Raw genomic sequence first — 20,225 nt, 5'->3', positions numbered from 1 at the left:
GACAAGCCATGCTGCGATCGCTCGACATCCGGAACATGCTGCTGATCGACCGGCTGGGGCTTGCCTTCGGCCCCGGCCTCAACGTGCTGACCGGCGAAACCGGGGCGGGGAAGTCGATCCTGCTGGATTGCCTGGGCTTCGTGCTGGGCTGGCGCGGCCGGGCCGATCTGGTGCGGCAGGGTGCGACCCAGGGCGAGGTGACGGCGGTCTTCGACCTGCCTGCAGGCCATCCCGCCCGCACCGTCCTGTCGGATGCCGGGATCGAGCTTGAGGATGACGAGCTGATCCTGCGCCGCGTGAACGCGGGCGACGGGCGCAAGACCGGCTATGTCAACGACCGCCGCGTGTCGGGCGAGGTCTTGCGGCAGTTGTCGGAAACGCTGGTGGAACTGCACGGACAGCATGACGACCGCGGGCTGCTGAACCCGCGCGGCCATCGGGCGTTGCTGGATGCCTTTGGCGCGATCGACCTTGCCCCGGTGCGCGAGGCTTGGGCTGCCCGCCGCACCGCGCGCCGCGATCTGGATGGGGCCGAAGCCCGCCTGACCGCTGCCCGCGCCGAGGAGGATTTCCTGCGCCATGCCGTTGCCGAACTGGACGACCTGTCTCCCGAGGCGGGCGAGGAGGCGACGCTGGACACCCGCCGCCGCGCGATGCAGGGCGCCATCCGCATCCGCGAGGACGTGGCGCGCGCGCTGAAGATGCTGGGCGGCGAGGGGGCCGAGGGCGCGATGCTGGACGCGACCCGCTGGCTGGAGGGCGCGTCGGACCGCGCCGAGGGGCGGCTGGACGAACCCTTGGCCGCGCTGTCCCGCGCCCTGGTCGAATTGGGCGAGGCCCATCGCGGAGTCGAGGATGCCTTGTCCGCGCTTGACGTGGACCCAAGCCAGCTTGAGGCGACCGAGGAACGGCTGTTTGCCCTGCGCGCCCTTGCCCGCAAGCACAATGTCTTGGCCGACGACCTGGCCGGTCTGGCGGATGAGTTGCGCGGCCGCCTGGGCCAGATCGACGCCGGAGAGGCCCAAATCGCCGCCCTGCGCCGGCAGGTCGAGGATGCCGAAGCCCGATATGACGCCGAGGCGGACGAGGTGACTCGTGCCCGGACCGAGGCCGCCATCGCCCTGGATCGTGCCGTCACTGCGGAACTGGCGCCCCTGAAGATGGAACGCGCGGTCTTCCAGACCCTTGTCACGCCGGGCGAACCCGGCCCCGACGGGCGCGACGACGTGGCCTTTACCGTGGCAACCAACCCCGGCGCACCTGCGGGGGCCTTGGACAAGATCGCCTCGGGCGGGGAATTGTCGCGCTTCCTGCTGGCGCTGAAGGTCTGCCTGGCGCGCGGCAACGACGCGCTTGTGCTGATCTTCGACGAGATCGACCGGGGCGTGGGCGGGGCCACCGCCGACGCGGTGGGGCGGCGCCTGAAGCGTCTGTCCGAAGATGCGCAGGTTCTGGTCGTCACCCATTCGCCCCAGGTCGCGGCGCTTGGCGCGAACCATTTCCGGGTGTCGAAGTCGGTGCATGACGACATGACGACATCCACCGTGGCCGCGCTGTCGCCGCCCGAACGGGTCGAGGAGATCGCCCGGATGCTGTCGGGCGACCGGATCACCGATGCCGCCACAGGGGCGGCACGGGCGCTGTTGCAGGGCTGACGCCGATCAGGCGGTGATGAAGTCGCGCACGAATTCCGTGGCGGGCTTGCTGCGGATGTCCTGCGGGCGGCCGATCTGTTCGATCCGGCCCATAGACATCACCACCACCAGGTCGGCCAGTTCCATAGCCTCGTCCTGGTCATGGGTCACGAAGACCGTGGTCAAACCGGTTTCGTCATGGATGTCGCGCAAGCCCTGGCGCAACTCCTTGCGGACCTTGGCGTCAAGCGCGCCGAAGGGCTCGTCCAGAAGCAGCATCCGGGGTTCGATGGCAAGCGCGCGTGCCAGAGCCACGCGCTGGCGCTGCCCGCCCGACAGTTGCGTCGGATAGCGGCCCGCGATGTCGGGCAACTGGATCAGGTCCAGCAGCTTGGTGACGCGGCGGGTGATCTCGGCCTTGGGGGGACGCTGGCCGCGCGGGCGGGCGCGCAGGCCATAGGCGATGTTGTCGAAGACCGTCATGTGCCGGAACAGCGCATAGCTTTGGAAGACAAAGCCCGCGCGGCGTTCCTGGACCGTCATGCCGGTCGCGTCCTGGCCGTTGAACATCACGCGCCCCGAGGTCGGGAATTCCAGCCCGCCCAGGATCCGCAACAGCGTGGTCTTGCCCGATCCCGACGGCCCCAGCAGCGCGACCAGGGCGCCCGAGGGGATGCTCAGCGAGACGGGATGCAGGGCGGTGGTGGCGCCGAAGGTCTTTGCGATTTCGTCGATGTCGATATGCATGGACGGTTCCCCTTAATGGCGGCGGGTGGCGGCAAGCTGGTCGGCGTGACGCAGCTCGAGGATGGTTTTCAGAAGCAGGGTGACAAGCGCAAGCGCGGTCAGCAGCGCAGCCATGCTGAAGGCCGCGACGGACAGGTATTCGTTATACAGCATCTCGATGGTGATCGGCATGGTCGCGGTCTGGCCGCGGATCTTGCCCGACACCACCGCCACCGCGCCGAATTCGCCCATGGCGCGTGCCGTGCACAGCAGCGTGCCGTAAAGCAGCGCCCAGCGGATGTTGGGCAACGTGACCGTGCGGAAGGTCCGCCAGCCGGACGCACCCAGGGTCAGCGCCGCTTCCTCCTCGGCCCGGCCTTGTTCGATCATCACCGGGATCAGCTCGCGGGCGACAAAGGGGAAGGTCACGAAGATCGTCGCCAGCACGATGCCGGGAATGGCGAAGACGATGGGCCAGCCGTTCGCCACCAGCCAGCCGCCAATGGCGGAATTGGCGCCGAACAGCAGGACGATGCACAGGCCCGCCACGACAGGGCTGACGCTGAACGGCAGGTCGATCAGCGTGATCAGGAAGGCCTTGCCGCGAAAGTCGAACTTGGTGATGAACCAGGCGCTTGCAATCCCGAAGGCGGCGTTTGCGGGCACGGCAATGGCGGTGATCAGCAGCGTCAACTGGATCGCGGATCGCGCGTCGCGGTTGCCCAGGGACTGGATCGCGGCGGACCATCCCTGCTTCAGCGCCTCGGCGAAGACCACGGCCAGGGGGGCGAAGACAAGGACGGCCAGGCCCGCGACCGCGATGCCGATCAGGGCGATGCGCAGCAGCGGCGCCTCGTCGGTGGCCGCGCGAAAGGCGGGGCGGGGCAGGGCGGTATCAGACATGGCCCATCTTCCTTCGGCTGACGATCTGGATCAGGTTGATCGCCAGCAGCATCGCGAAGGAGATCACCAGCATGGCGATGCCGATGGCGGCTGCGGCGTCATAGTTGAATTCTTCAAGCTGGATCACGATCAGCAAGGGCGCGATTTCCGTGCGCAGCGGGATGTTGCCCGCGATGAAGATGACCGATCCGTATTCGCCGACAGCGCGGGCCAGCGACAGGGCAAAGCCCGTCAAGGCGGCGGGGGTCAGCATCGGCAGGATCACATGGCGCAGCGTATGCAGGCGCGAGGCGCCAAGGGTGGCCGAGGCCTCCTCGACCTCCTGCTCGATCTCCTCGATCACCGGCTGGACGGTGCGGGTCACGAAGGGCAGGCCCACGAAGACCAAGGCGATGAAGATGCCAACTTGGGTATAGGCGATCTTCAGGCCGACCTGTTGCGCAAGGCTGCCGAACGCCCCGTTCGGCGCGTAAAGCGCGGTCAGCGCAATACCCGCCACGGCGGTCGGCAGGGCGAAGGGCAGGTCCACCGCAGCGTCCAGGATCCGCTTGCCCGGAAAGCGGTAACGCACCAGCACCCAGGCCAGCAGTACGCCGAAGACCAGGTTGAACAGGGCCGCCAGCAGGGACAGCTTGAAGGACAGGTAAAGCGAGGCCATCACCCGCTCTCGTCCCACGACTTCGAGCACGTTCGTCAGGCCGAAACTGGCGCCCTTCAGAAGGAGGGCGCCGATCGGCAACAGGACGACGATGGACAGCATTGTCAGGGTGATGCCGGCCGACAGGCCGAGGCCGGGCATCGCCGTCTTGTGGACCAGGGGTCGCGCGGTCATGGTCATTTCGCCGTATAGATCTGGTCGAAGATCCCGCGGTCACCGAAATGTTCGGGCTGCACCTTCTTCCAGCCGCCGAAATCTTCGATGCTGACCAGGTCCAGCTTGGGAAAGCGGGCGACGTCCTCGGGGGCGGCGGCGCTGTCGTCCCAGGCGCGGTAGAAGTGCTTGAAGGCAAGCGCCTGGCCTTCGGGGGAATACAGGAAGTCCAGATAGGCCGTCGCCAGTTCCCGCTGCGCGTCATTGGCGATGTTGCCTTCGACGATGGCGACCGGGGGTTCGGCCAGGACGCTGACGGAGGGCACGACGATGTCAAACTGATCCTCGCCGATTTCCTTCAGCGCCAGATAGGCCTCGTTTTCCCAGGCCAGCAGCACGTCGCCGATCCCGCGTTGTGCGAAGGTGGTGGTCGATCCGCGCGCGCCGGTGTCCAGCACCGGGACATGGGTGTAAAGATCGGCCACGAAGGCCTGCGGGTCCTGGCCATTCTTCTCGGCCCAGGCCCAAGCGGCAAGGTAATTCCACCGTGCCCCACCCGAGGTCTTGGGGTTCGGCGTGATCACCTCGACCCCGTCCTTGACCAGGTCGCCCCAGTCTTGGATGCCCTTGGGATTGCCCTCGCGCACCAGGAAGACGATGGTCGAGGTATAGGGGCTGGAATTATGCGGCAGCTTCGACTGCCAGTCGGCGGGCAGCTTGCCGGCCTCGGCGATGCGGTCGATGTCGGATGCCAGCGCCAGCGTCACCACCTGCGCGTTCAGCCCATCAATGACCGACCGCGCCTGCGCGCCGGATCCGCCGTGGCTGGTCTCGATGGTAGGGGCCTCGTTGCCGGCGGCAGTCCAGGCCTCGGCAAAGGCTTCGTTGACCTCGCGGTAAAGTTCCCGGGTCGGGTCGTAGCTGACGTTCAGCAGCGTTTCGGCCTGGACCGGGGCTGAAACCGCCAGGGCTAGGACCAAGGCTGACAATGGGGCGCCAAAGCGGCTGGAAGGTGTGATGAACATGAACCGTCTCCTGAAGGTCTGTTTATTGCCGCGTCCGGGTCGCGAGGGGCTGGATCCGGGCTTCCCACAGATCGGGGTCGCGCCCCTCGAGCAGCGAGGCCGCGGCTGCCTGTGGTTCCCGAGACAGCGCCAGAAGCGGCGCACCATTGACGCGGTGCACCTGTCCTGTCCGCCGGTCGATCAGGCTGACCGAATAAAGCGGGTTGGCGTCGAAGCCTGGGCCTTGGATCGTCATCTTGCTCGCTTCTCTAACTCACCGGCTGCTTATTTCGCAAATAACGACAGGAAAAGTCGTCTTTAGCAAGAGTAAAGATTTGTCGATTTGATGGGCGGCAAGAGAAGAAGATTCTTCTCCAAAATGTAAAAGGCCCGCCAGTGCGGCGGGCCTTGTCGTTCAGGATTGGCCGGTCAGGCCGGTATCACCTTGTCCACAACGGCCTGAAGTCGGGCCAGAGTGCCGTCCACGTTCTTCAGCTTGTCCAGCCCGAAAAGGCCCAGCCGGAAGGTCGAGAACTGGTCGCCTTCATTCACTGCTAGCGGCACCCCTGCCGCGATCTGCATTCCTTCGGCAGCGAACTTCTTGCCATTCTTGACCTCGGGGTCCTGGGTATAGCTGACCACAACGCCCGGCGCGGCAAAGCCCGGTGCCGCGACCGACCTGACACCGCGTTCGGCCAGCATCTCGCGAACCGCGTTGCCCAGCCGCCACTGCGCATCGCGCGCCGCGTCAAAGCCCATCGCCCGCGTTTCCTCCATCGCGTCACGCAGGCCCAGCAAGGCGTCGGTGGGCATGGTGGCGTGATAGGCGTGGCCGCCATCTTCATAGGCCGCCATGATCGCGCGCCATTTCTTCAGATCCAGCGCAAAGCTGGTGCTGCCGGTTTCCGACAGCCGTTCCGCCCCGCGTTCCGACAGCATCACCAGACCGGCGGCGGGCGATGCCGACCAGCCCTTCTGCGGGGCCGAGATCAGCACGTCCACGCCCGTGGCCTTCATGTCCACCCAGACGGCACCGGATGCGATGCAGTCCAGCACCATCAGCGCGCCCACATCATGCGCGGCCTGCGCGAGGGCACGGATGTAGTCGTCCGGCAGGATCAACCCGGCCGAGGTTTCGACATGGGGCGCAAAGACCGCATCGGGTCGCGTCTCGTGGATCTTGGCCACGACTTCGTCGATGGGGGGCGGGGCGTAGGCGGGCTGGGGCTCGTTCCCGGCGGGTCGCGCCATGACGACGGTCGTTTCGCGGGTGAACCGGCCCATGTCGAAGATCTGGCTCCAGCGATAGCTGAACCAGCCGTTGCGGACGATCAGCGCGTGGCCGGTGCCGAACTGGCGGGCGACGGCCTCCATCGCATAGGTCCCGCCGCCGGGCACGATGGCGACCTGGTGGGCGGAATAGACCTCGCGCAGGGTGGCGGACAGGTCGCGCATCACCTGCTGGAACCGCTGCGACATGTGGTTCAGCGAGCGGTCGGTGAAGACGACCGAGAATTCGTCCAAGCCCTGCGGGTCGATGTGGGGGTGAAGATGGGGCATCGCATTCTCCTGTCCGATCGGTGGCAGACTAGCCCGTGGCGTGGTCCGCTGCCAGACAGCCAAAGGCCGCAGGGGGATCAATGGGCGATCAGGGCGTTCAGCCCGATCAGGATCATCGTCCCCGCCCCGATCTGGCGCAGGCTGCGTGCCGCCCCGAAGACCCGCCCGGGCAGCGTCGAGGATGACAGCACCGCCAGCAGGAAATACCAGGCCGTGCTTTGCAGGATAATCAGCGCGAATATCGTGGCGTAAAATCGGTCCGTGGCCGTCGGGGGCATCGCGGTCAGGAATGTTCCCAGCCAGAAGGCAAGCGCGACCGGGTTCGACAGCGCCGTCAAAAGCCCCAGCAGGAAGGGTTGCCCGCAGGCCCGCGGGCTGTTCCAGGCGGGCGGCGTCACCAGCATCCGAAGACCGATCCCGGTCAGGTAAACGCCTGACGAGATGCGAAGAATCACAAGAAGATGCTCGTGACGTGCGACCGCTGCGCCCGCGCCCAGCAGCGCCATGCCCGCCCACAGCCCGGTTGCCGTCACGACCCCGGCCGCGACCGAAAGGCCCGCCCTGCGCGAGACCATGCTGGCGCTGCAGCATATTGCGACGGTATTGGGGCCCGGGCTGACGGCTATTGCAAGATGCAGGCCGCAAATAAAAAGAATATCGCCAAAGTAAATCATGATAATATATCCAGAAAAGATATATTATATTAAAACAATCCATATTAATTTCACATTATATAATATGGTGAGATATTCACGACTTGGCGAAAGCATGTTGCCCCCTTGCAGGCCCCCCGTCCGCGCGACTACCTTCCTGCCTGCAGCAACATCGCAGGTTTTTCATGCGCATCGGCATTCTTCAATGCGGCCAGGCGCCCGCCGAATTGAAGCAGGACATGGGCGATTACCCGGACCTGTTCGTCCGGCTTCTGGACGGGCGCGGCTTCCAGTTCCGCACCTGGCATGTCGAGGAGATGGAGTTCCCCGCATCCGTCCACGACGCCGACGGCTGGCTGCTGACGGGGTCGCGCCACGGCGCATACGAGGATCACGACTTCATCCGCCCGCTGGAACGCTTTATCCGCGACGCCTATGACGCAGCGGTGCCCATGGTCGGCATCTGCTTCGGCCACCAGATCATCGCGCAGGCACTTGGCGGAACGGTGACCAAGCATCCGGGCGGTTGGGCCGTCGGCACGCATGACTATGACTTCGGCGGCGAGACGCTGCGCCTGAACGCCTGGCACCAGGATCAGGTGGTGGTGCTGCCCAGGGACGCGCAGGTCGCGGGTCGCAACGAGTTTTGCGAGAACGCCGCCCTGATCTATGGCGACCGCGCCTTCACCGTGCAGGCCCATCCCGAGTTTTCGGACGACTTCATCCTTGCCTTGATGGACAAGCGCGGCAAGGGCCGGGTGCCGCAGGAACTGATGGACCGCGCCATCGACCGCATGGGCGAGGCCAAGGGATCGGCCGCCATCGCCGAGCGGATCGAGGCCTTCTTCAAGCAGCCCCGCGCCATCAGCAGGGGTGCCGCATGAGCGACTGGATCGACAGGCTGCCCCAGGCCGCCCGCGACTTCGTGGCCGGCCGCCGGCTGGACGAGGTCGAATGCATCCTGGCCGACATCGCGGGCGTCGCGCGCGGCAAGGCCATGCCCGCGTCGAAATTCGCGCGGCAGGAAAAGTTCTATCTTCCGAACTCGATCTTCCTGCAGACGATCACCGGAGAATGGGCCGACAACCCGGCGGGGGCGTTCACCGAACCCGACATGATCCTGACGCCGGATTTCACCACCGCGACCGCCGCGCCCTGGACGGCGGACTGGACGCTGCAGGTGATCCACGACGCCTATGACCAGCAGGGCAACCCTGTGCCCATCGCGCCGCGCAACGTGCTGAAGCGGGTGGTGGACCTGTATCGCCAGCGGGGATGGAAGCCGGTAGTCGCGCCCGAGATGGAGTTCTTCCTGGTCGCGCGCAACATCGACCCCAACCAGCCGATCATCCCTCCGATGGGCCGCACCGGCCGGCGGGCAGCCGCCAAGCAGGCCTATTCCATGTCCGCCGTGGACGAATACGGCAAGGTCATCGATGACATCTATGACTTTGCCGAAGCCCAGGGGTTCGAGATCGACGGCATCCTGCAGGAAGGCGGCGCGGGCCAGGTCGAGATCAACCTGAACCACGGCGATCCCGTAGCCCTTGCCGACGAGATCTTCTACTTCAAGCGCCTGATCCGCGAAGCCGCGCTGCGCCACGACTGCTTTGCGACCTTCATGGCCAAGCCCATCGAGGGCGAGCCGGGCAGCGCCATGCACCTGCATCATTCGATCATCGACGTGGCCACGGGCCGGAACATCTTTTCCGACGAAAAGGGGGCCGAGACGCCCCAGTTCCTGCATTTCATCGCGGGAATGCAGAAGCACCTGCCCGCAGCCATCGCGTTGCTGGCGCCCTATGTGAACAGCTATCGCCGCTATGTCCCGGACTTCGCCGCGCCGATCAACCTGGAGTGGGGCCGCGACAACCGCACCACCGGCCTGCGGGTGCCGATTTCCAGCCCCGAGGCGCGGCGGGTCGAAAACCGCCTGGCGGGCATGGACTGCAATCCCTACCTAGGCATCGCTGCCAGCCTCGCCTGCGGTTACCTGGGACTGGTCGAGGGCGAAAATCCGCGCGGCGAGTGCTTGGGCGACGCCTATATGTCGTCGCAGGACGAACTGCCCTACAACCTGGGCGACGCGCTTGACATGATGGCGGAAAACACGCCGATGCGGGGCGTTTTGGGCGAGGATTTCACCGCCGTCTACGAATCTGTCAAGCGCAACGAATACAAGGAGTTCCTGCAGGTCATCAGCCCTTGGGAACGCGAACATCTGCTGCTGAACGTATGAAGCTGCTCTACGCCAACGACCGGCGCGGGGAGTATCCGCCCAGCATCTATGCCGAGACCTGCGCGGCCCTGGACCGGTTTACCCCGCTGAAGGGAGAGGTGCGTGCCGATGTGGCGGTCGTCGGCGGCGGCTATACCGGCCTGTCGGCGGCGTTGCATCTGGCACGGGCCGGGCGCGACGTGGTGCTGGTCGATGCGCATCGGGTTGGCTTTGGCGCATCCGGGCGCAATGGCGGGCAGATCGGATCGGGCCAGCGGCAAGAGGTGGACTGGCTGGAACGCCAGTTCGGCGCGGACGCGGCCCGCCGCCTGTGGGATCTGGCCGAGGACGCAAAGGCCCTGGTCCGGGCGCTGGCTGCTGAATCCAGCGTGCCGATCCGCGACGGCGTGGCCCATGCCTGCCGCAGCGGGTCCGAAGTCCGGCACAGCGCGCAGATGGCCGCGCATCTGGCGGAACGCTATGGCTATGACAAGGTGCAGCCCTTGGATCGCGATGCCCTTGCGGCGCATCTGGGCAGCACGGCCTATGTCGGCGGTGACGTGGACTGGGGTGCGGGCCATGTTCATCCGCTGAACCTCGCGCTCGGCATGGCGCGGCTGGCGGCGGCTGCGGGCGTGCGGATCCATGAAGGCACCCATGTCCACCGGATCGAGCATGGCACGGCCACTCAGAAAAGCCGGGTGCTGTGCGACACCGGCAGGATCGTCTGCGACCATGTGATCCTGGCCGGGAACGGCTATCAGGGGCGGCTGGACGCCAAGGTGGCCGCGCGGGTCATGCCAATCAACAACTATGTCGTCGCGACCGAGCCGCTGGGCACCGACTTCCCCGAAATCCTGCCGCGGAACATCGCCGTCGCCGATACCAAGTTCGTGGTCAACTATTGGCGGCTGGACGACGACCGCCGCCTGATCTTCGGCGGGGGCGAGACGGCGACCTATCGTTTCCCCAAGGACATCGCCGCTTTGGTCCGGCCCCATCTTCTGTCGGTCTATCCTCAGTTGCGCCACATCAGGATCACCCATGCCTGGGGCGGGACGCTGGCGATCACCATGAACCGGATGCCGCATTTCGCCCGGCCCGCGCCGAATTGCCTGTCGGCGGGCGGTTATTCCGGGCACGGGGTCGCGATTGCGACGCTTGCAGGCAGGCTGATGGCCGACGCGGTGGCGGGACAGTCCGACGGGTTCGACGCTATGGCGGCCATTCCGGCGCGGCCCTTTCCGGGCGGGTCGATGCTGCGCAGCCCGCTGCTGGTGGCTGGCATGGCATGGTATGGATTGCGCGACAGGCTGGGCTTCTAGCGTCCGGCGACGCGGCGGCGCTGCAGCGCGGAATCCCGGTCCGTCACGCCCAGAAGGGCGGAAACAAGCCGGATCGCCGTTTCCTCGTTGGCGCTGCGGTGGTTGTCGGCAAGCGAGATTTCCCACATTGCCCCGATGATGGCCGCGCGATCCTCCAGCGAGACCCGATCCTTGATAAGGCGGGTGAAGCGTACGGTGTCGGGGGCCTCGGCCTCGATCATCTCGGCCACAAGGCGGCGTTCGGCGGCATCGGCAAGGCCCAGGCCGTGCAATTCGGCCAGAACCTCGTCTATCCGGCGCTTTTCGGTCTGATGATAGTGATCGTCCGCCCTCGCCACCCGAACCAGAAGGGCGGCAACCGCCACTTCGGCATCGTCCGTGGCAAGCGGCCTCGGGCTGGGGTCGTCCGTGAACAGGCGATCAAGCAGGTTGCGGAACATGTCCCCAGCTTACGCCCTTGAACCACACATTCAAGGATTAAGGGCAGAGACACGCTTTTATTATACCGCACGTTGATCGGCCGATCAATAACCCGGACCGTCCCTAGTATTTCTGCGGCACATAAAGATCGCGGGACAGGACATCGCGTTCATAGTCCGGGTTGAAGACCCGGTTGGGCAGCGTGACCTCTTGATGGGGCACCTCGCCATAGGGGATCATGCTCAGAAGGTGGCTCATGCAGTTCAGGCGCGCGCGCTTCTTGTCGTTTGCGGGCACGATATACCAGGGGGCTTCGGGGATGTTGGTATGTTCCAGCATGTCTTCCTTGGCCTTGGTATAGGCTTCCCAGCGGACGCGGGATTCCAGATCCATCGGCGACAGCTTCCACTGCTTCAGAGGATCATGGATGCGCATCAGGAAGCGCATCTGCTGTTCCTCGTCGGTGATCGAGAACCAGTACTTCACCAGCCGGATCCCCGACCGGACCAGCATCCGTTCGAATTCGGGAACGTCCTGGAAGAACTGGTCCACCTGGTCCTCGGATGCGAAGCCCATCACGCGCTCGACGCCGGCGCGGTTGTACCAGCTTCGGTCGAACAGCACGATCTCGCCCCCGGCGGGCAGGTGGGGGACGTAACGCTGGAAATACCATTGGGTCTTTTCGCGGTCCGAGGGCGCAGGCAGGGCCACCGTGCGGACCACGCGCGGGTTCAGCCGCTGGGTGATGCGCTTGATCGCGCCGCCCTTGCCGGCGCTGTCGCGGCCTTCGAAGATGACGACGACCTTCTGCTTGTTATGGGCCACCCAGTCCTGCAGCTTGATCAGTTCGGTCTGAAGGCGCAGCAGTTCCCGAAAATACAGCTTGCGGTCCATCTGCTCGGGCCGCTTTTCGCGATAGATGCGGCGGATCTCCTCGGACAGGACGGCGTCTTCCAGCTCGATCTCGTAATCCTCGTCCAGGGTTTCCTGCAGCTCGGCTTCCAGCCAGTCCCTTGGTTCGTCGGTCATGGTGTTCCCTTGGCAATAGAACCGCCCGTCTAAGGCGCGATGGTAACGATTTTACGGCAGGGGATTGTTCCGCCGCGGCCCTAGCGGCCAAAGCGTGCGGCGCAGGACGGGGTTACGGCCAGCACGAAGTCGGTCCGCCCGCCATCGACGGTTCCGCACCATTGGCCGGCCACGGTGAACAGGCTGCGCGTGCCGCGGGCAGGGCGATAGGCGACGCGGTGGCCGTTCACGTCGAACAGGTTCAGGACGCCCCCCGCGTTGGTCGCGTAATAGCCCAGCACGCCGCCGTCTGCGGTGATGATCAGCCGCTGTTCGTTATCGGGGTTCGAGGGCCGGTTCTGCCAGGCCGTGCCTGCATTCGCGGTGTTCCCGGACGAGTTCCAGGCGGCATGGGGCGAATTGGCGGGGCTGGCGGGATTGTTCGCCGGATGGCCCGGCCCCAGGTCAAAGGGCAGGCGCGTCTGGTCCAGCACGATCAGCGGCGCATCCGCCCAGGCCGGCAGGGCCAGGCACAGGGTGCAGATGCGGGCAAGAAACGCAGCCCCGCGCATCCTAGTCCCCCGCGGGCGTGTCGGCCGCGGGATCGCGCCTGCGGCGCATGTCTTCGGGCAAGGCATCCGATCCCTCGGTCCGGTCGCGCATCAGGGCCGCCCGGCCCAGCATCATCAGCGTGACGGGCGTGGTCAGGACGATGCAGAAGCCGATCACGAATTCATGAAGGATGACCCGCCCGTCGATGAAGCTGAACATCAGGGCCGAGGCGATGATCGTTGCCCCGGTTCCCCAGCTGGTCGCCAGCGTCGGCGCGTGCAGCCGGTCATAGAACGAGGTCAGCCGCGCAAAGCCAAGCGCGCCGATCAGGGTCAGCGTCGCGCCCAGCACCACGAAAAAGGCCACCGGGATCGCGACGATCAGGGGGACGGTCGCAAGCGGGCTCATTCGATCACCTCGCCGCGGAACAGGAACTTGGCCAGGGCCACTGACGACACGAAGCCGATGATCGAGATGATCATCGCAGCCTCGAAGAAGAAGGCGGTCCCAAGCTGCATCCCCGTCACCAGGAACAGCAGCATGATCGAGACATAAAGCGAATCAAGCGCCAGGACCCGGTCCTGGGCGCGCGGTCCGCGCAGGATCCGCGTGCCGACAAGACAGCCCGCAAGCGCAAGCGCGATCTGCGCATAGCCAAGCGCAATCGTCAGGATCGTCTCGCTCATTCGAAGATCTCCATCAGCATCGGTTCATAGGTGTTGCGGATCACGTCGTGGTAATGATCGGTCTCGGCCGCATCGAAGATGTGCAGGGTCAGGACGCCCGTCTCGGTCTCGTACTCAACCCAGGCGGTGCCCGGAGTGGCGGTCAGGATGATCGCCAGGACCGCCAGGGAATTGCCGCTGGTGATCTGCAGCGGGACGCGGATAAAGGCCGATTGCCGCCCGCTGCGTCCTTCGGTCAGCAGAAGGCGCGTCACCGCGACGTTCGACCGGATGATGTCCAGGAACAGGGTGCCGATCAGCCGGGGTATGGCGGACCATCGGCGGATGCGCGGCTTGGCCGAATGCAGGGCGGAATAGGCCCAGCCCGCGACCAGCGACAGCACCGTGCCTAGGATCAGGTATCCCAGCGAGAACCGGGTCAGCATCAGCCAAAGGAAGACAAGGGCGACAGACAGGACCGGATGGGGGAAAAGACGGCTCATTCCTGGGCTTCCCCTTCGTCATCCGGGCGGTCGGCGGCGCGCGGCGTGGCAAAGACCCCGTATGCATAGGCCGCGGTGTCATGCAGGGCATGGGCCGTTCCGGTGGTGTAGCGCAGCATCGCCTCGGCCTTGAAGCTGATCAGCGACAGGACCACCAGCAGCGCGATGATCGGCGCGATCTCGAAGGCCAGGACGCGGGGCAGGGGCACGTCATTGGCCCAGAAGGTCTGGATGCCAATGCGCGCCATGCCGATCAGCGTGGCAAAGCCCGACAGGATCAGCAGCGCGACAAAGGACCAGGCGAAGCCCGCGGGCAGCGCCGACTGTTCGATCAGGGGCTGGATCATCGCGATCTTGCCGATAAAGCCCGGCAACGGCGGCAGCCCCGCCAGCATCAGCACGCAAAGCGCGAAGCAGATGCCCAGCACGGTCATGGTTCCGGGGATGGCCAGGCCCACGTCCGGCACCTCGTCGATCTCGCTGTCGTCGATGCCATAGGCGTCGGCCGTCAGGGCCAGCATGGCGGCGATGCCGCCGTCCTCGCGGTTCATCGGCTCGATCAGCAGGAACAGCGCCCCCGTCGCCAGCACCGATCCCACCATGTAGTAGAGCGCGCCCGCCAGCATGGCCTGGCCGCCGCCTGCAAGTGCAAAGCCGGTGATCCCCAGCACCGTCCCCGAGGAGACCAGCACCGAATGCGCGGCCATCCGCCCCAGGCTTTGCGAGGCAAGGATGCCCAGCAGCCCGAACAGGATCGTGGCCATTCCCAGGAGGATCAGCACCCCCGCGCCGAAGCCCGCGGAGGCGCCGCCGGTTTCCCCGAACAGCAGCATCGCCAGCCGCAGGATCGCGTAGACGCCGACCTTGGTCATGATCGCGAACATCGCGCCGACCGGGGCGGCGGCGGCCATGTAGGCGGTCGGCAGCCAGAAGTTCAGCGGCCAGCTGCCCGCCTTGACCAGGAAGGCGATGGCCAGGATCGCCACGCCCGCGTGCAGCAGTGGTCGGTCCTCGCCCGGCATGGCCGAGATCAGGTTCGCCAGATGCGCCATGTTCAGCGTGCCCGTGACGCCATAGATCAGCGCGACGCCGATCAGGAACAGCAGGGAGGCTGCCAGGTTGATGGCGATGTAGTGCAACCCTGCCCGAACCCGAAGCTGTCCCGATCCGTGCAGCAGAAGGCCATAGGACGCGGCCAGCAGGATCTCGAAGAACACGAACAGGTTGAAGATGTCGCCCGTCAGGAAGGCGCCGTTCAGCCCCACCAGCAGGAACTGGAACAGCGAATAGTAATGCGGCCCCTGCCGCGCCCAGCCCGCACCGGAATAGACCAGGGACGGGATCGCCAGCAGCGCGGTCAGCACCAGCATCATGGCGGCAAGCCGGTCCAGCACCAGCACGATGCCGAAGGGCGCCGCCCAATCGCCCAGCAGATAGAAGCTGATCCCTTCGGCGTCGCTGATGTCGCCGCCGGTCTTGGCACGCACCACCAATTCGACCGCGATCAGAAGCTGCGCCGCGACCGAGACAAGGCTGAGCCAGAACTTGGCCTGCCGCTGCCGGTCGTCGTAAAGCAGCATCAAGGCACCCACGACGAAGGGGATCAGGATCGGCGCGATGATGAGATGTTCGCTGATCACTGGCTGCGCTCCTTCCCGTCGACATGGTCGGTGCCGGTCATCCCGCGCGAGGCGATCATCACCACCAGGAACAGCGCCGTGGTGGCGAAGCTGATGACGATGGCCGTCAGGACAAGCGCCTGCGGCAGCGGGTCGGCATAGCGGGTCGGATCGACGAAGCCGCCCTTGGGCATGATCGGCGGCGCGCCCGGCGTCAGGCGGCCCATCGAGAAGATGAACAGGTTGACCGCATAGGACAGAAGGCACAGCCCGATGATGACCTGGAAGCTGCGCGGACGCAGCAGCAGCCAGATCCCCGAGGCGGACAGGATGCCGATGGCGGCGGACAGGATGATTTCCATCAGGCGGCCTCTTTCCGTGCTGCGATCTCGTCCTGCTCGCGCCTGCGGCTGGCGCGCAGCGACTGGTGGGCGATGGCGACCAGCATCAGCACGACCGCGCCCACGACGGTTGCGAAGACGCCGATGTCGAACAGCAGCGCCGTGGCGGCGGGCACCTGGCCCACGAAGGGCACATCGACATAGCGCGCGTGCGCCGTCAGGAAGGGATAGCCGAACAGCCAGGCGCCCATGCCGGTGGCCACCGCGCCCAGCAGGCCAAAGCCCATCCAGCGGATCGGCAGCACGGTTATGCGGGCCTCGACCCAGCGGACATTGGTCGCGATGTACTGGATCAGGAAGGCGATCGCCAGCGTCACCCCGGCGGCGAAGCCCCCGCCCGGCAGGTCATGGCCGCGGAAGAAGAAGTATCCTGCCACCATCACCAGGATCGGGAACATCCAGATCATGATGACCGAGGGCACGTAAAGGTAGTCGTCCAGCGAGGGGCTGTCGCCGGTCTGCTGGTCGGGCGCCTCGATGCTCTCGGGGGCGGGGCGGAAGCGGCGCAGCAGGCCGTAGACGGTCAGGCCCACGATCGCCAGGACCGAGATCTCGCCAAAGGTGTCGAAGGCGCGGAAGTCCACAAGGATCACGTTGACCACATTGGTGCCGCCGCCTTCGTAATAGGCATTGCCAAGGAACCAGTCGCCGACATTGCTGATGACGGGCCGCGTCATGACCGCAAAGGCAATGGCCGCGATTCCCACCCCTCCGACAACGGCGATGACCAGATCACGGCCGCGGCGGATTTTGGCTGGCAGCAGCTTGTCCTCGGGGATCTCGGAACGGCGCTTGGGCAGCCAGCGCAGGCCCAGAAGCAGCAGGACCGTCGTCACCACCTCGACCAGAAGCTGCGTCAGCGCCAGGTCGGGGGACGAGAACCAGGCGAAGGTCAGGCAGGTCACCACCCCCGCACCGCCCAGCAGGACCAGGGCCGCGAAGCGGTGATACTTGGCCTGCCAGGCCGCGCCGATGGCGCAGGCCGCGCCCACCGTCCACAACAACGCGAAGGCCGGGTTGAACGCGTGCAGCCGCAGATCCTGCGCCCAGGTCAGGCCCGACCACAGCGATGCCACCGCAACGGCAATCCCGCCCAGCACAAGCAGTCGCAACTGTGGTTGCAGGGCTTCGGTAGACATCAGGGCAAGGGCCATGCGCGGCAGGCGCCAGGACAGGCGGAACAGCAGCCAGTCATAGATGCGTTGCCCGCGGATCCGGTGCAGCAGGAACGGACCCTCGGGCCCGGTCGGGATCGACCTGGCGCTGAAGGCATAGATCAGCGTTCCCACCGCCAGGGCGATCATGCTCAGCATCAGGGGGGCATTGACGCCGTGCCAGATGGCGATCTTGTAATAGGGCAGGTCCGGCCCCGCCACGGATCGGGCAGCCGTGTTGACGATCTGGCCAAGGGTCAGCGCGGGCAGGATGCCCACGACCAGGCAGATCAACACCAGCAGCTCGACCGGGCGGCGCATCCAGGCGGGCGGCTCGTGCGGGGTCTTGGGCAGGTTGGTCGCCTGCGGGCCAAAGAACACGGTCGCGATGAAGCGCAGCGAATAGGCCACCGACAGGGTGCTGCCGACGATGGCGAAATAGGGCAGGGCGTTGTCCAGCCAGGTGCCATTGTGCCAGTCCACCGCCTCGGCCAGAAACATTTCCTTGGACAGGAACCCGTTCAGCAGCGGCACGCCCGCCATAGCGCCTGCGGCAACGATAGCCAGGGTCGCGGTGAAGGGCATCGGCCGGAACAGGCCGGACAGGCGGCGCATGTCGCGCGTGCCGGTCTCGTGGTCGATGATGCCGGCGGCCATGAACAGGGACGCCTTGAAGACCGCGTGGTTGCAGATGTGGAAGATCGCGGCCAGGATCGCCATCGGCCCGCCGATCCCTGCAAGCGCCGTGATCAGGCCCAGGTGGCTGATCGTCGAATAGGCCAGAAGCCCCTTGAGGTCATGGCGATACAGCGCGACCGCCGCGCCCAGGATCAGCGTGGCCATGCCGATGCTGGTGACGACATAGAACCAGGCCTCGGTCCCGCCCAGCACGGGCGAGAAGCGCACCAGCAGGAACACCCCGGCCTTCACCATGGTCGCGGAATGCAGGAAGGCCGACACCGGCGTCGGCGCGGCCATGGCGCCGGGCAGCCAGAAATGGAACGGGAACTGCGCCGACTTGGTGAAGGCGCCCAGCAGGAACAGCCCCAGGATCGCGCCGTACCAGGGATGCGCCCGGACCGCGTCGCCCGACCGCAGGATGATCCCCAGGTCATAGCTACCCGCGACATAGCCCAGGATCAGCATTGCCGTCAGCAGGCAAAGCCCGCCCAGGGCGGTGATGATCAGCGCTGTCCGCGCCCCGTCCCGCGCCGCCGCCCCCTGGTGCCAGAAGCCGATCAGCAGGAAGGACATGAACGATGTCAGTTCCCAGAAGACGACCATCCCCAGCACGTTGCCGGAAATCAGGATGCCCTGCATTGCCCCGGTAAAGGCCATAAGCAGCGCATAGAAGCGGGGCAGGTTGTCGCCCGCCGACATGTAGTAGCGCGCATAGATCACCACGAGGATGCCGATCGACAGCACCAGCGTCGTGAACAGCCAGGAAAATCCGTCCATGCGCAGCGCCAGGTTCATCCCCAGCGAAGGCACCCATTCCATGCTGGCGCGCAGCACCGTGCCGTCTCGGATGTCGGACAGGAAGCCCGCCTGAACCACCAGCCCGGCCGCCAGCGAGGCGCCCGACAGCCAGGCCGAGGCGCTGCGCGAGGTTGGCGAAAGGGTCAGAAGGATCAGCGCGGTCGCGAAGGGAAGGCTTGCCAACAACAGGAACAGATTGTGTTCGGCCATCTTCGCCTTGCCCTTACCTCAATAAATCAAGTCGCTTTTCCCGAGACATGACGGTGCTGCCTTGTTCTTCGATGGAAAGAAGACAAGCTTTGCCAGGCATTCGGGGGTCAGGTCCGAATGCCTTTCATCCCGCTCAAGATCAAGGCCAGATTGACGGCAGAATCAGGATTTTTCCAACTTTTCCGTTATCGGCACCAGTCCTGAAAAATATGCCCTGGCAGACCCTCCGACCGTCGAACCTGATGCGCTGCCGCGGCGTTGGGGATCGGTCCGGAAGCAGCCCTCAGACCGCCACCTCGACCTTGCCCAACGGATGCGAACAGCAGGCGAGGATGAAGCCCTCGTCGATATCCTCGTCGCTGATGCCGCCGTTGTGGACCATGTGGACCTCTCCGGACAGCTTGCGGATCTTGCAGGTGCCGCACAGGCCGAAGGTGCAGCCCGACGGGATGTTCAGCCCCGAGCGCTTTGCCACCGCCAGGACTGTGTCGGTTTCCGCGCAGGGCGCGGTGACGCCGCTGTCGGCAAAGGTGATCTGCGCCTTGGCGCCTTCCTCGGGGGCCGTGTCCTCGATTACGGGGGCGTCGGCCTCGGTCTTGATGGGCGCGCCGAAGCTTTCCTGGTGGTAATGGTCCATGTCGAAGCCCAGCGACACCAGCATGTCGCGCACGGCCTGCATGAAGGGCTCGGGCCCGCAGCAGAAGACCTCGCGCTCAAGGTAATCCGGGGCCATCAGGCCCAGCATGATCTGGCTGAGCCTGCCGCGATAGCCGTACCACGCGCCGAAGGTGTCCGGTTCCTCGACCGTGAAATGCAGTTGCAGGTTCGTGGTGCGGTTCACGAACTGCTCTAGCCGGTGGCGGAAGATGATGTCGGATGGACGCCGCGCGGCATGGACGAAGACGATGTCGGATGCCTCACCCGAATCCCAAGCCCAGGTGGTCATCGACATCATCGGCGTGATGCCCGACCCCGCCGAGATGAACAGGTATTTCCGCGCCGGATGCTTGTGGAAGCTGAAAATCCCCGACGGCCCGAAGGCCTTGATCCGTACGCCGGGCTTGAGGTTCTGCAGCATCCACCGCGTGCCCACCGACAAAGGCTGCGCCTTCACCGTCACGGAAATCGACAAGGGCCGCGAGGGCGAGGACGAGATCGTATAGGTCCGCTGGACATTGCCCGCCGCGCCCCTTGCGGGATCGACCGGCAGATCCAGCGTGATGAACTGCCCCGGCTGGTAATCGAACCACGCCCCCGACGGCGCCCGGAAGGTGAAAGTGGCGGTGTCCGGCGTTTCGGGAACCACCATCGTGCATTCCAGCAGCTCGTCGTCGGACCACGGCTCGGCGGCCCAGTTCAGGCGTGGCTTCTTCATGCGTG

Annotated in this window: 21 protein-coding genes; 4 read left to right on the top strand and 17 right to left on the bottom strand. The window is 65.7% G+C overall.

Annotation, left to right across the window (positions count from 1 at the left end):
• Window positions 1-8 precede the first annotated feature (8 nt).
• A complete protein-coding gene (recN, locus tag FIU66_RS09520; protein WP_167622481.1) occupies window positions 9-1,655 on the top strand; it encodes a DNA repair protein RecN in 1,647 nt (548 codons plus the stop codon).
• A 6-nt stretch (window positions 1,656-1,661) separates the two neighbouring features.
• Here the strand turns inward: recN and FIU66_RS09515 are convergent, their stop codons facing one another.
• The 7 genes from FIU66_RS09515 to FIU66_RS09485 all read right to left on the bottom strand — a co-directional run bounded on the left by FIU66_RS09515 (window position 1,662) and on the right by FIU66_RS09485 (window position 7,312).
• Window positions 1,662-2,381, bottom strand: coding sequence for a sulfate/molybdate ABC transporter ATP-binding protein (locus FIU66_RS09515; protein WP_167622480.1), 720 nt, complete (start codon window positions 2,379-2,381; stop codon window positions 1,662-1,664).
• 12 nt (window positions 2,382-2,393) lie between these two features.
• Complete coding sequence (gene cysW / locus FIU66_RS09510) at window positions 2,394-3,263, bottom strand: sulfate ABC transporter permease subunit CysW (RefSeq protein WP_167622479.1); 870 nt, start codon at window positions 3,261-3,263, stop codon at window positions 2,394-2,396.
• Complete coding sequence (gene cysT, locus FIU66_RS09505; RefSeq protein WP_370528910.1) at window positions 3,256-4,095, bottom strand: sulfate ABC transporter permease subunit CysT; 840 nt, start codon at window positions 4,093-4,095, stop codon at window positions 3,256-3,258. Before cysT ends, cysW begins: the two co-directional genes overlap by 8 nt.
• Window positions 4,096-4,097: 2 nt before the next feature.
• Window positions 4,098-5,099: a sulfate ABC transporter substrate-binding protein gene (locus FIU66_RS09500; protein WP_167622477.1), complete on the bottom strand. Its 1,002-nt coding sequence runs from the start codon at window positions 5,097-5,099 to the stop codon at window positions 4,098-4,100.
• Between the two features lie 22 nt (window positions 5,100-5,121).
• Window positions 5,122-5,334 carry a hypothetical protein gene (locus FIU66_RS09495; protein ID WP_167622476.1) on the bottom strand — a complete coding sequence of 71 codons (213 nt, stop codon included), beginning with the start codon at window positions 5,332-5,334 and terminating at the stop codon, window positions 5,122-5,124.
• Between the two features lie 173 nt (window positions 5,335-5,507).
• Window positions 5,508-6,638 carry an aminotransferase class V-fold PLP-dependent enzyme gene (locus FIU66_RS09490; RefSeq protein WP_167622475.1) on the bottom strand — a complete coding sequence of 377 codons (1,131 nt, stop codon included), beginning with the start codon at window positions 6,636-6,638 and terminating at the stop codon, window positions 5,508-5,510.
• A gap of 77 nt (window positions 6,639-6,715) precedes the next feature.
• Entirely contained in the window at window positions 6,716-7,312 is a 597-nt protein-coding gene (locus FIU66_RS09485) for a LysE family translocator (protein ID WP_167622474.1), read from the bottom strand.
• Between the two features lie 164 nt (window positions 7,313-7,476).
• Between FIU66_RS09485 and FIU66_RS09480 the strand changes: the two genes are divergently transcribed.
• The 3 genes from FIU66_RS09480 to FIU66_RS09470 are packed head-to-tail and all read left to right on the top strand — an operon-like array spanning window position 7,477 to window position 10,834.
• Window positions 7,477-8,175 (top strand): type 1 glutamine amidotransferase, encoded by a 699-nt coding sequence (locus FIU66_RS09480; protein WP_167622473.1) that lies wholly within the window; start codon window positions 7,477-7,479, stop codon window positions 8,173-8,175.
• On the top strand, window positions 8,172-9,530 hold the full coding sequence (locus FIU66_RS09475; RefSeq protein ID WP_167622472.1) for a glutamine synthetase family protein: 1,359 nt from the start codon (window positions 8,172-8,174) through the stop codon (window positions 9,528-9,530). The genes FIU66_RS09480 and FIU66_RS09475 overlap by 4 nt, the downstream gene beginning before the upstream one ends.
• Entirely contained in the window at window positions 9,527-10,834 is a 1,308-nt protein-coding gene (locus FIU66_RS09470) for an FAD-binding oxidoreductase (RefSeq protein WP_167622471.1), read from the top strand. Before FIU66_RS09475 ends, FIU66_RS09470 begins: the two co-directional genes overlap by 4 nt.
• Here FIU66_RS09470 and FIU66_RS09465 read toward each other — a convergent pair.
• The 10 genes from FIU66_RS09465 to FIU66_RS09420 all read right to left on the bottom strand — a co-directional run bounded on the left by FIU66_RS09465 (window position 10,831) and on the right by FIU66_RS09420 (window position 20,220).
• Window positions 10,831-11,274 (bottom strand): TerB family tellurite resistance protein, encoded by a 444-nt coding sequence (locus tag FIU66_RS09465; RefSeq protein ID WP_167622470.1) that lies wholly within the window; start codon window positions 11,272-11,274, stop codon window positions 10,831-10,833. The two genes, FIU66_RS09470 and FIU66_RS09465, sit on opposite strands and share 4 nt — an antisense overlap.
• Window positions 11,275-11,377: 103 nt before the next feature.
• Window positions 11,378-12,283: a polyphosphate kinase 2 gene (gene ppk2, locus FIU66_RS09460; protein ID WP_167622469.1), complete on the bottom strand. Its 906-nt coding sequence runs from the start codon at window positions 12,281-12,283 to the stop codon at window positions 11,378-11,380.
• Between the two features lie 80 nt (window positions 12,284-12,363).
• Window positions 12,364-12,834, bottom strand: a complete 471-nt coding sequence (locus FIU66_RS09455; RefSeq protein ID WP_167622468.1) for a hypothetical protein — start codon at window positions 12,832-12,834, stop codon at window positions 12,364-12,366.
• A gap of 1 nt (window position 12,835) precedes the next feature.
• On the bottom strand, window positions 12,836-13,222 hold the full coding sequence (gene mnhG, locus FIU66_RS09450; RefSeq protein WP_167622467.1) for a monovalent cation/H(+) antiporter subunit G: 387 nt from the start codon (window positions 13,220-13,222) through the stop codon (window positions 12,836-12,838).
• Entirely contained in the window at window positions 13,219-13,500 is a 282-nt protein-coding gene (locus FIU66_RS09445; protein ID WP_167622466.1) for a K+/H+ antiporter subunit F, read from the bottom strand. Before FIU66_RS09445 ends, mnhG begins: the two co-directional genes overlap by 4 nt.
• The gene (locus FIU66_RS09440) at window positions 13,497-13,982 is read right to left on the bottom strand and encodes a Na+/H+ antiporter subunit E (RefSeq protein ID WP_167622465.1); all 486 of its coding nucleotides are present in this window, start codon (window positions 13,980-13,982) and stop codon (window positions 13,497-13,499) included. The genes FIU66_RS09445 and FIU66_RS09440 overlap by 4 nt, the downstream gene beginning before the upstream one ends.
• Window positions 13,979-15,622 (bottom strand): monovalent cation/H+ antiporter subunit D, encoded by a 1,644-nt coding sequence (locus FIU66_RS09435; RefSeq protein ID WP_167622464.1) that lies wholly within the window; start codon window positions 15,620-15,622, stop codon window positions 13,979-13,981. The genes FIU66_RS09440 and FIU66_RS09435 overlap by 4 nt, the downstream gene beginning before the upstream one ends.
• Window positions 15,619-15,963, bottom strand: a complete 345-nt coding sequence (locus FIU66_RS09430) for a Na+/H+ antiporter subunit C (RefSeq protein WP_167622463.1) — start codon at window positions 15,961-15,963, stop codon at window positions 15,619-15,621. The genes FIU66_RS09435 and FIU66_RS09430 overlap by 4 nt, the downstream gene beginning before the upstream one ends.
• The gene (locus FIU66_RS09425) at window positions 15,963-18,845 is read right to left on the bottom strand and encodes a monovalent cation/H+ antiporter subunit A (RefSeq protein WP_167622462.1); all 2,883 of its coding nucleotides are present in this window, start codon (window positions 18,843-18,845) and stop codon (window positions 15,963-15,965) included. The genes FIU66_RS09430 and FIU66_RS09425 overlap by 1 nt, the downstream gene beginning before the upstream one ends.
• Window positions 18,846-19,128: 283 nt before the next feature.
• A complete protein-coding gene (locus FIU66_RS09420) occupies window positions 19,129-20,220 on the bottom strand; it encodes a 2Fe-2S iron-sulfur cluster-binding protein (RefSeq protein WP_167622461.1) in 1,092 nt (363 codons plus the stop codon).
• Window positions 20,221-20,225 lie beyond the last annotated feature (5 nt).

The organism is Paracoccus sp. AK26 (genome assembly GCF_011801365.1).
Taxonomy (GTDB): Bacteria; Pseudomonadota; Alphaproteobacteria; order Rhodobacterales; family Rhodobacteraceae; genus Paracoccus; species Paracoccus aerius.
Note: the sequence above shows the minus strand (reverse complement) of the source record. Positions and strands in the feature narration are given on the sequence as shown.

What these genes read in the sequence shown, in the direction of transcription:
- FIU66_RS09470 (WP_167622471.1), top strand. Translation starts at nt 9,527, where the DNA reads ATGAAGCTGCTCTACGCCAACGACCGGCGCGGGGAGTATCCGCCCAGC.
- FIU66_RS09425 (WP_167622462.1), bottom strand. Translation starts at nt 18,845, where the DNA reads ATGGCCGAACACAATCTGTTCCTGTTGTTGGCAAGCCTTCCCTTCGCG.
- FIU66_RS09420 (WP_167622461.1), bottom strand. Translation starts at nt 20,220, where the DNA reads ATGAAGAAGCCACGCCTGAACTGGGCCGCCGAGCCGTGGTCCGACGAC.
- FIU66_RS09485 (WP_167622474.1), bottom strand. Translation starts at nt 7,312, where the DNA reads ATGATTTACTTTGGCGATATTCTTTTTATTTGCGGCCTGCATCTTGCA.
- ppk2 (WP_167622469.1), bottom strand. Translation starts at nt 12,283, where the DNA reads ATGACCGACGAACCAAGGGACTGGCTGGAAGCCGAGCTGCAGGAAACC.
- FIU66_RS09495 (WP_167622476.1), bottom strand. Translation starts at nt 5,334, where the DNA reads ATGACGATCCAAGGCCCAGGCTTCGACGCCAACCCGCTTTATTCGGTC.
- FIU66_RS09515 (WP_167622480.1), bottom strand. Translation starts at nt 2,381, where the DNA reads ATGCATATCGACATCGACGAAATCGCAAAGACCTTCGGCGCCACCACC.
- cysW (WP_167622479.1), bottom strand. Translation starts at nt 3,263, where the DNA reads ATGTCTGATACCGCCCTGCCCCGCCCCGCCTTTCGCGCGGCCACCGAC.
- FIU66_RS09465 (WP_167622470.1), bottom strand. Translation starts at nt 11,274, where the DNA reads ATGTTCCGCAACCTGCTTGATCGCCTGTTCACGGACGACCCCAGCCCG.
- FIU66_RS09490 (WP_167622475.1), bottom strand. Translation starts at nt 6,638, where the DNA reads ATGCCCCATCTTCACCCCCACATCGACCCGCAGGGCTTGGACGAATTC.
- FIU66_RS09440 (WP_167622465.1), bottom strand. Translation starts at nt 13,982, where the DNA reads ATGAGCCGTCTTTTCCCCCATCCGGTCCTGTCTGTCGCCCTTGTCTTC.
- FIU66_RS09445 (WP_167622466.1), bottom strand. Translation starts at nt 13,500, where the DNA reads ATGAGCGAGACGATCCTGACGATTGCGCTTGGCTATGCGCAGATCGCG.
- FIU66_RS09480 (WP_167622473.1), top strand. Translation starts at nt 7,477, where the DNA reads ATGCGCATCGGCATTCTTCAATGCGGCCAGGCGCCCGCCGAATTGAAG.
- FIU66_RS09430 (WP_167622463.1), bottom strand. Translation starts at nt 15,963, where the DNA reads ATGGAAATCATCCTGTCCGCCGCCATCGGCATCCTGTCCGCCTCGGGG.
- FIU66_RS09500 (WP_167622477.1), bottom strand. Translation starts at nt 5,099, where the DNA reads ATGTTCATCACACCTTCCAGCCGCTTTGGCGCCCCATTGTCAGCCTTG.
- FIU66_RS09475 (WP_167622472.1), top strand. Translation starts at nt 8,172, where the DNA reads ATGAGCGACTGGATCGACAGGCTGCCCCAGGCCGCCCGCGACTTCGTG.
- cysT (WP_370528910.1), bottom strand. Translation starts at nt 4,095, where the DNA reads ATGACCGCGCGACCCCTGGTCCACAAGACGGCGATGCCCGGCCTCGGC.
- FIU66_RS09455 (WP_167622468.1), bottom strand. Translation starts at nt 12,834, where the DNA reads ATGCGCGGGGCTGCGTTTCTTGCCCGCATCTGCACCCTGTGCCTGGCC.
- recN (WP_167622481.1), top strand. Translation starts at nt 9, where the DNA reads ATGCTGCGATCGCTCGACATCCGGAACATGCTGCTGATCGACCGGCTG.
- mnhG (WP_167622467.1), bottom strand. Translation starts at nt 13,222, where the DNA reads ATGAGCCCGCTTGCGACCGTCCCCCTGATCGTCGCGATCCCGGTGGCC.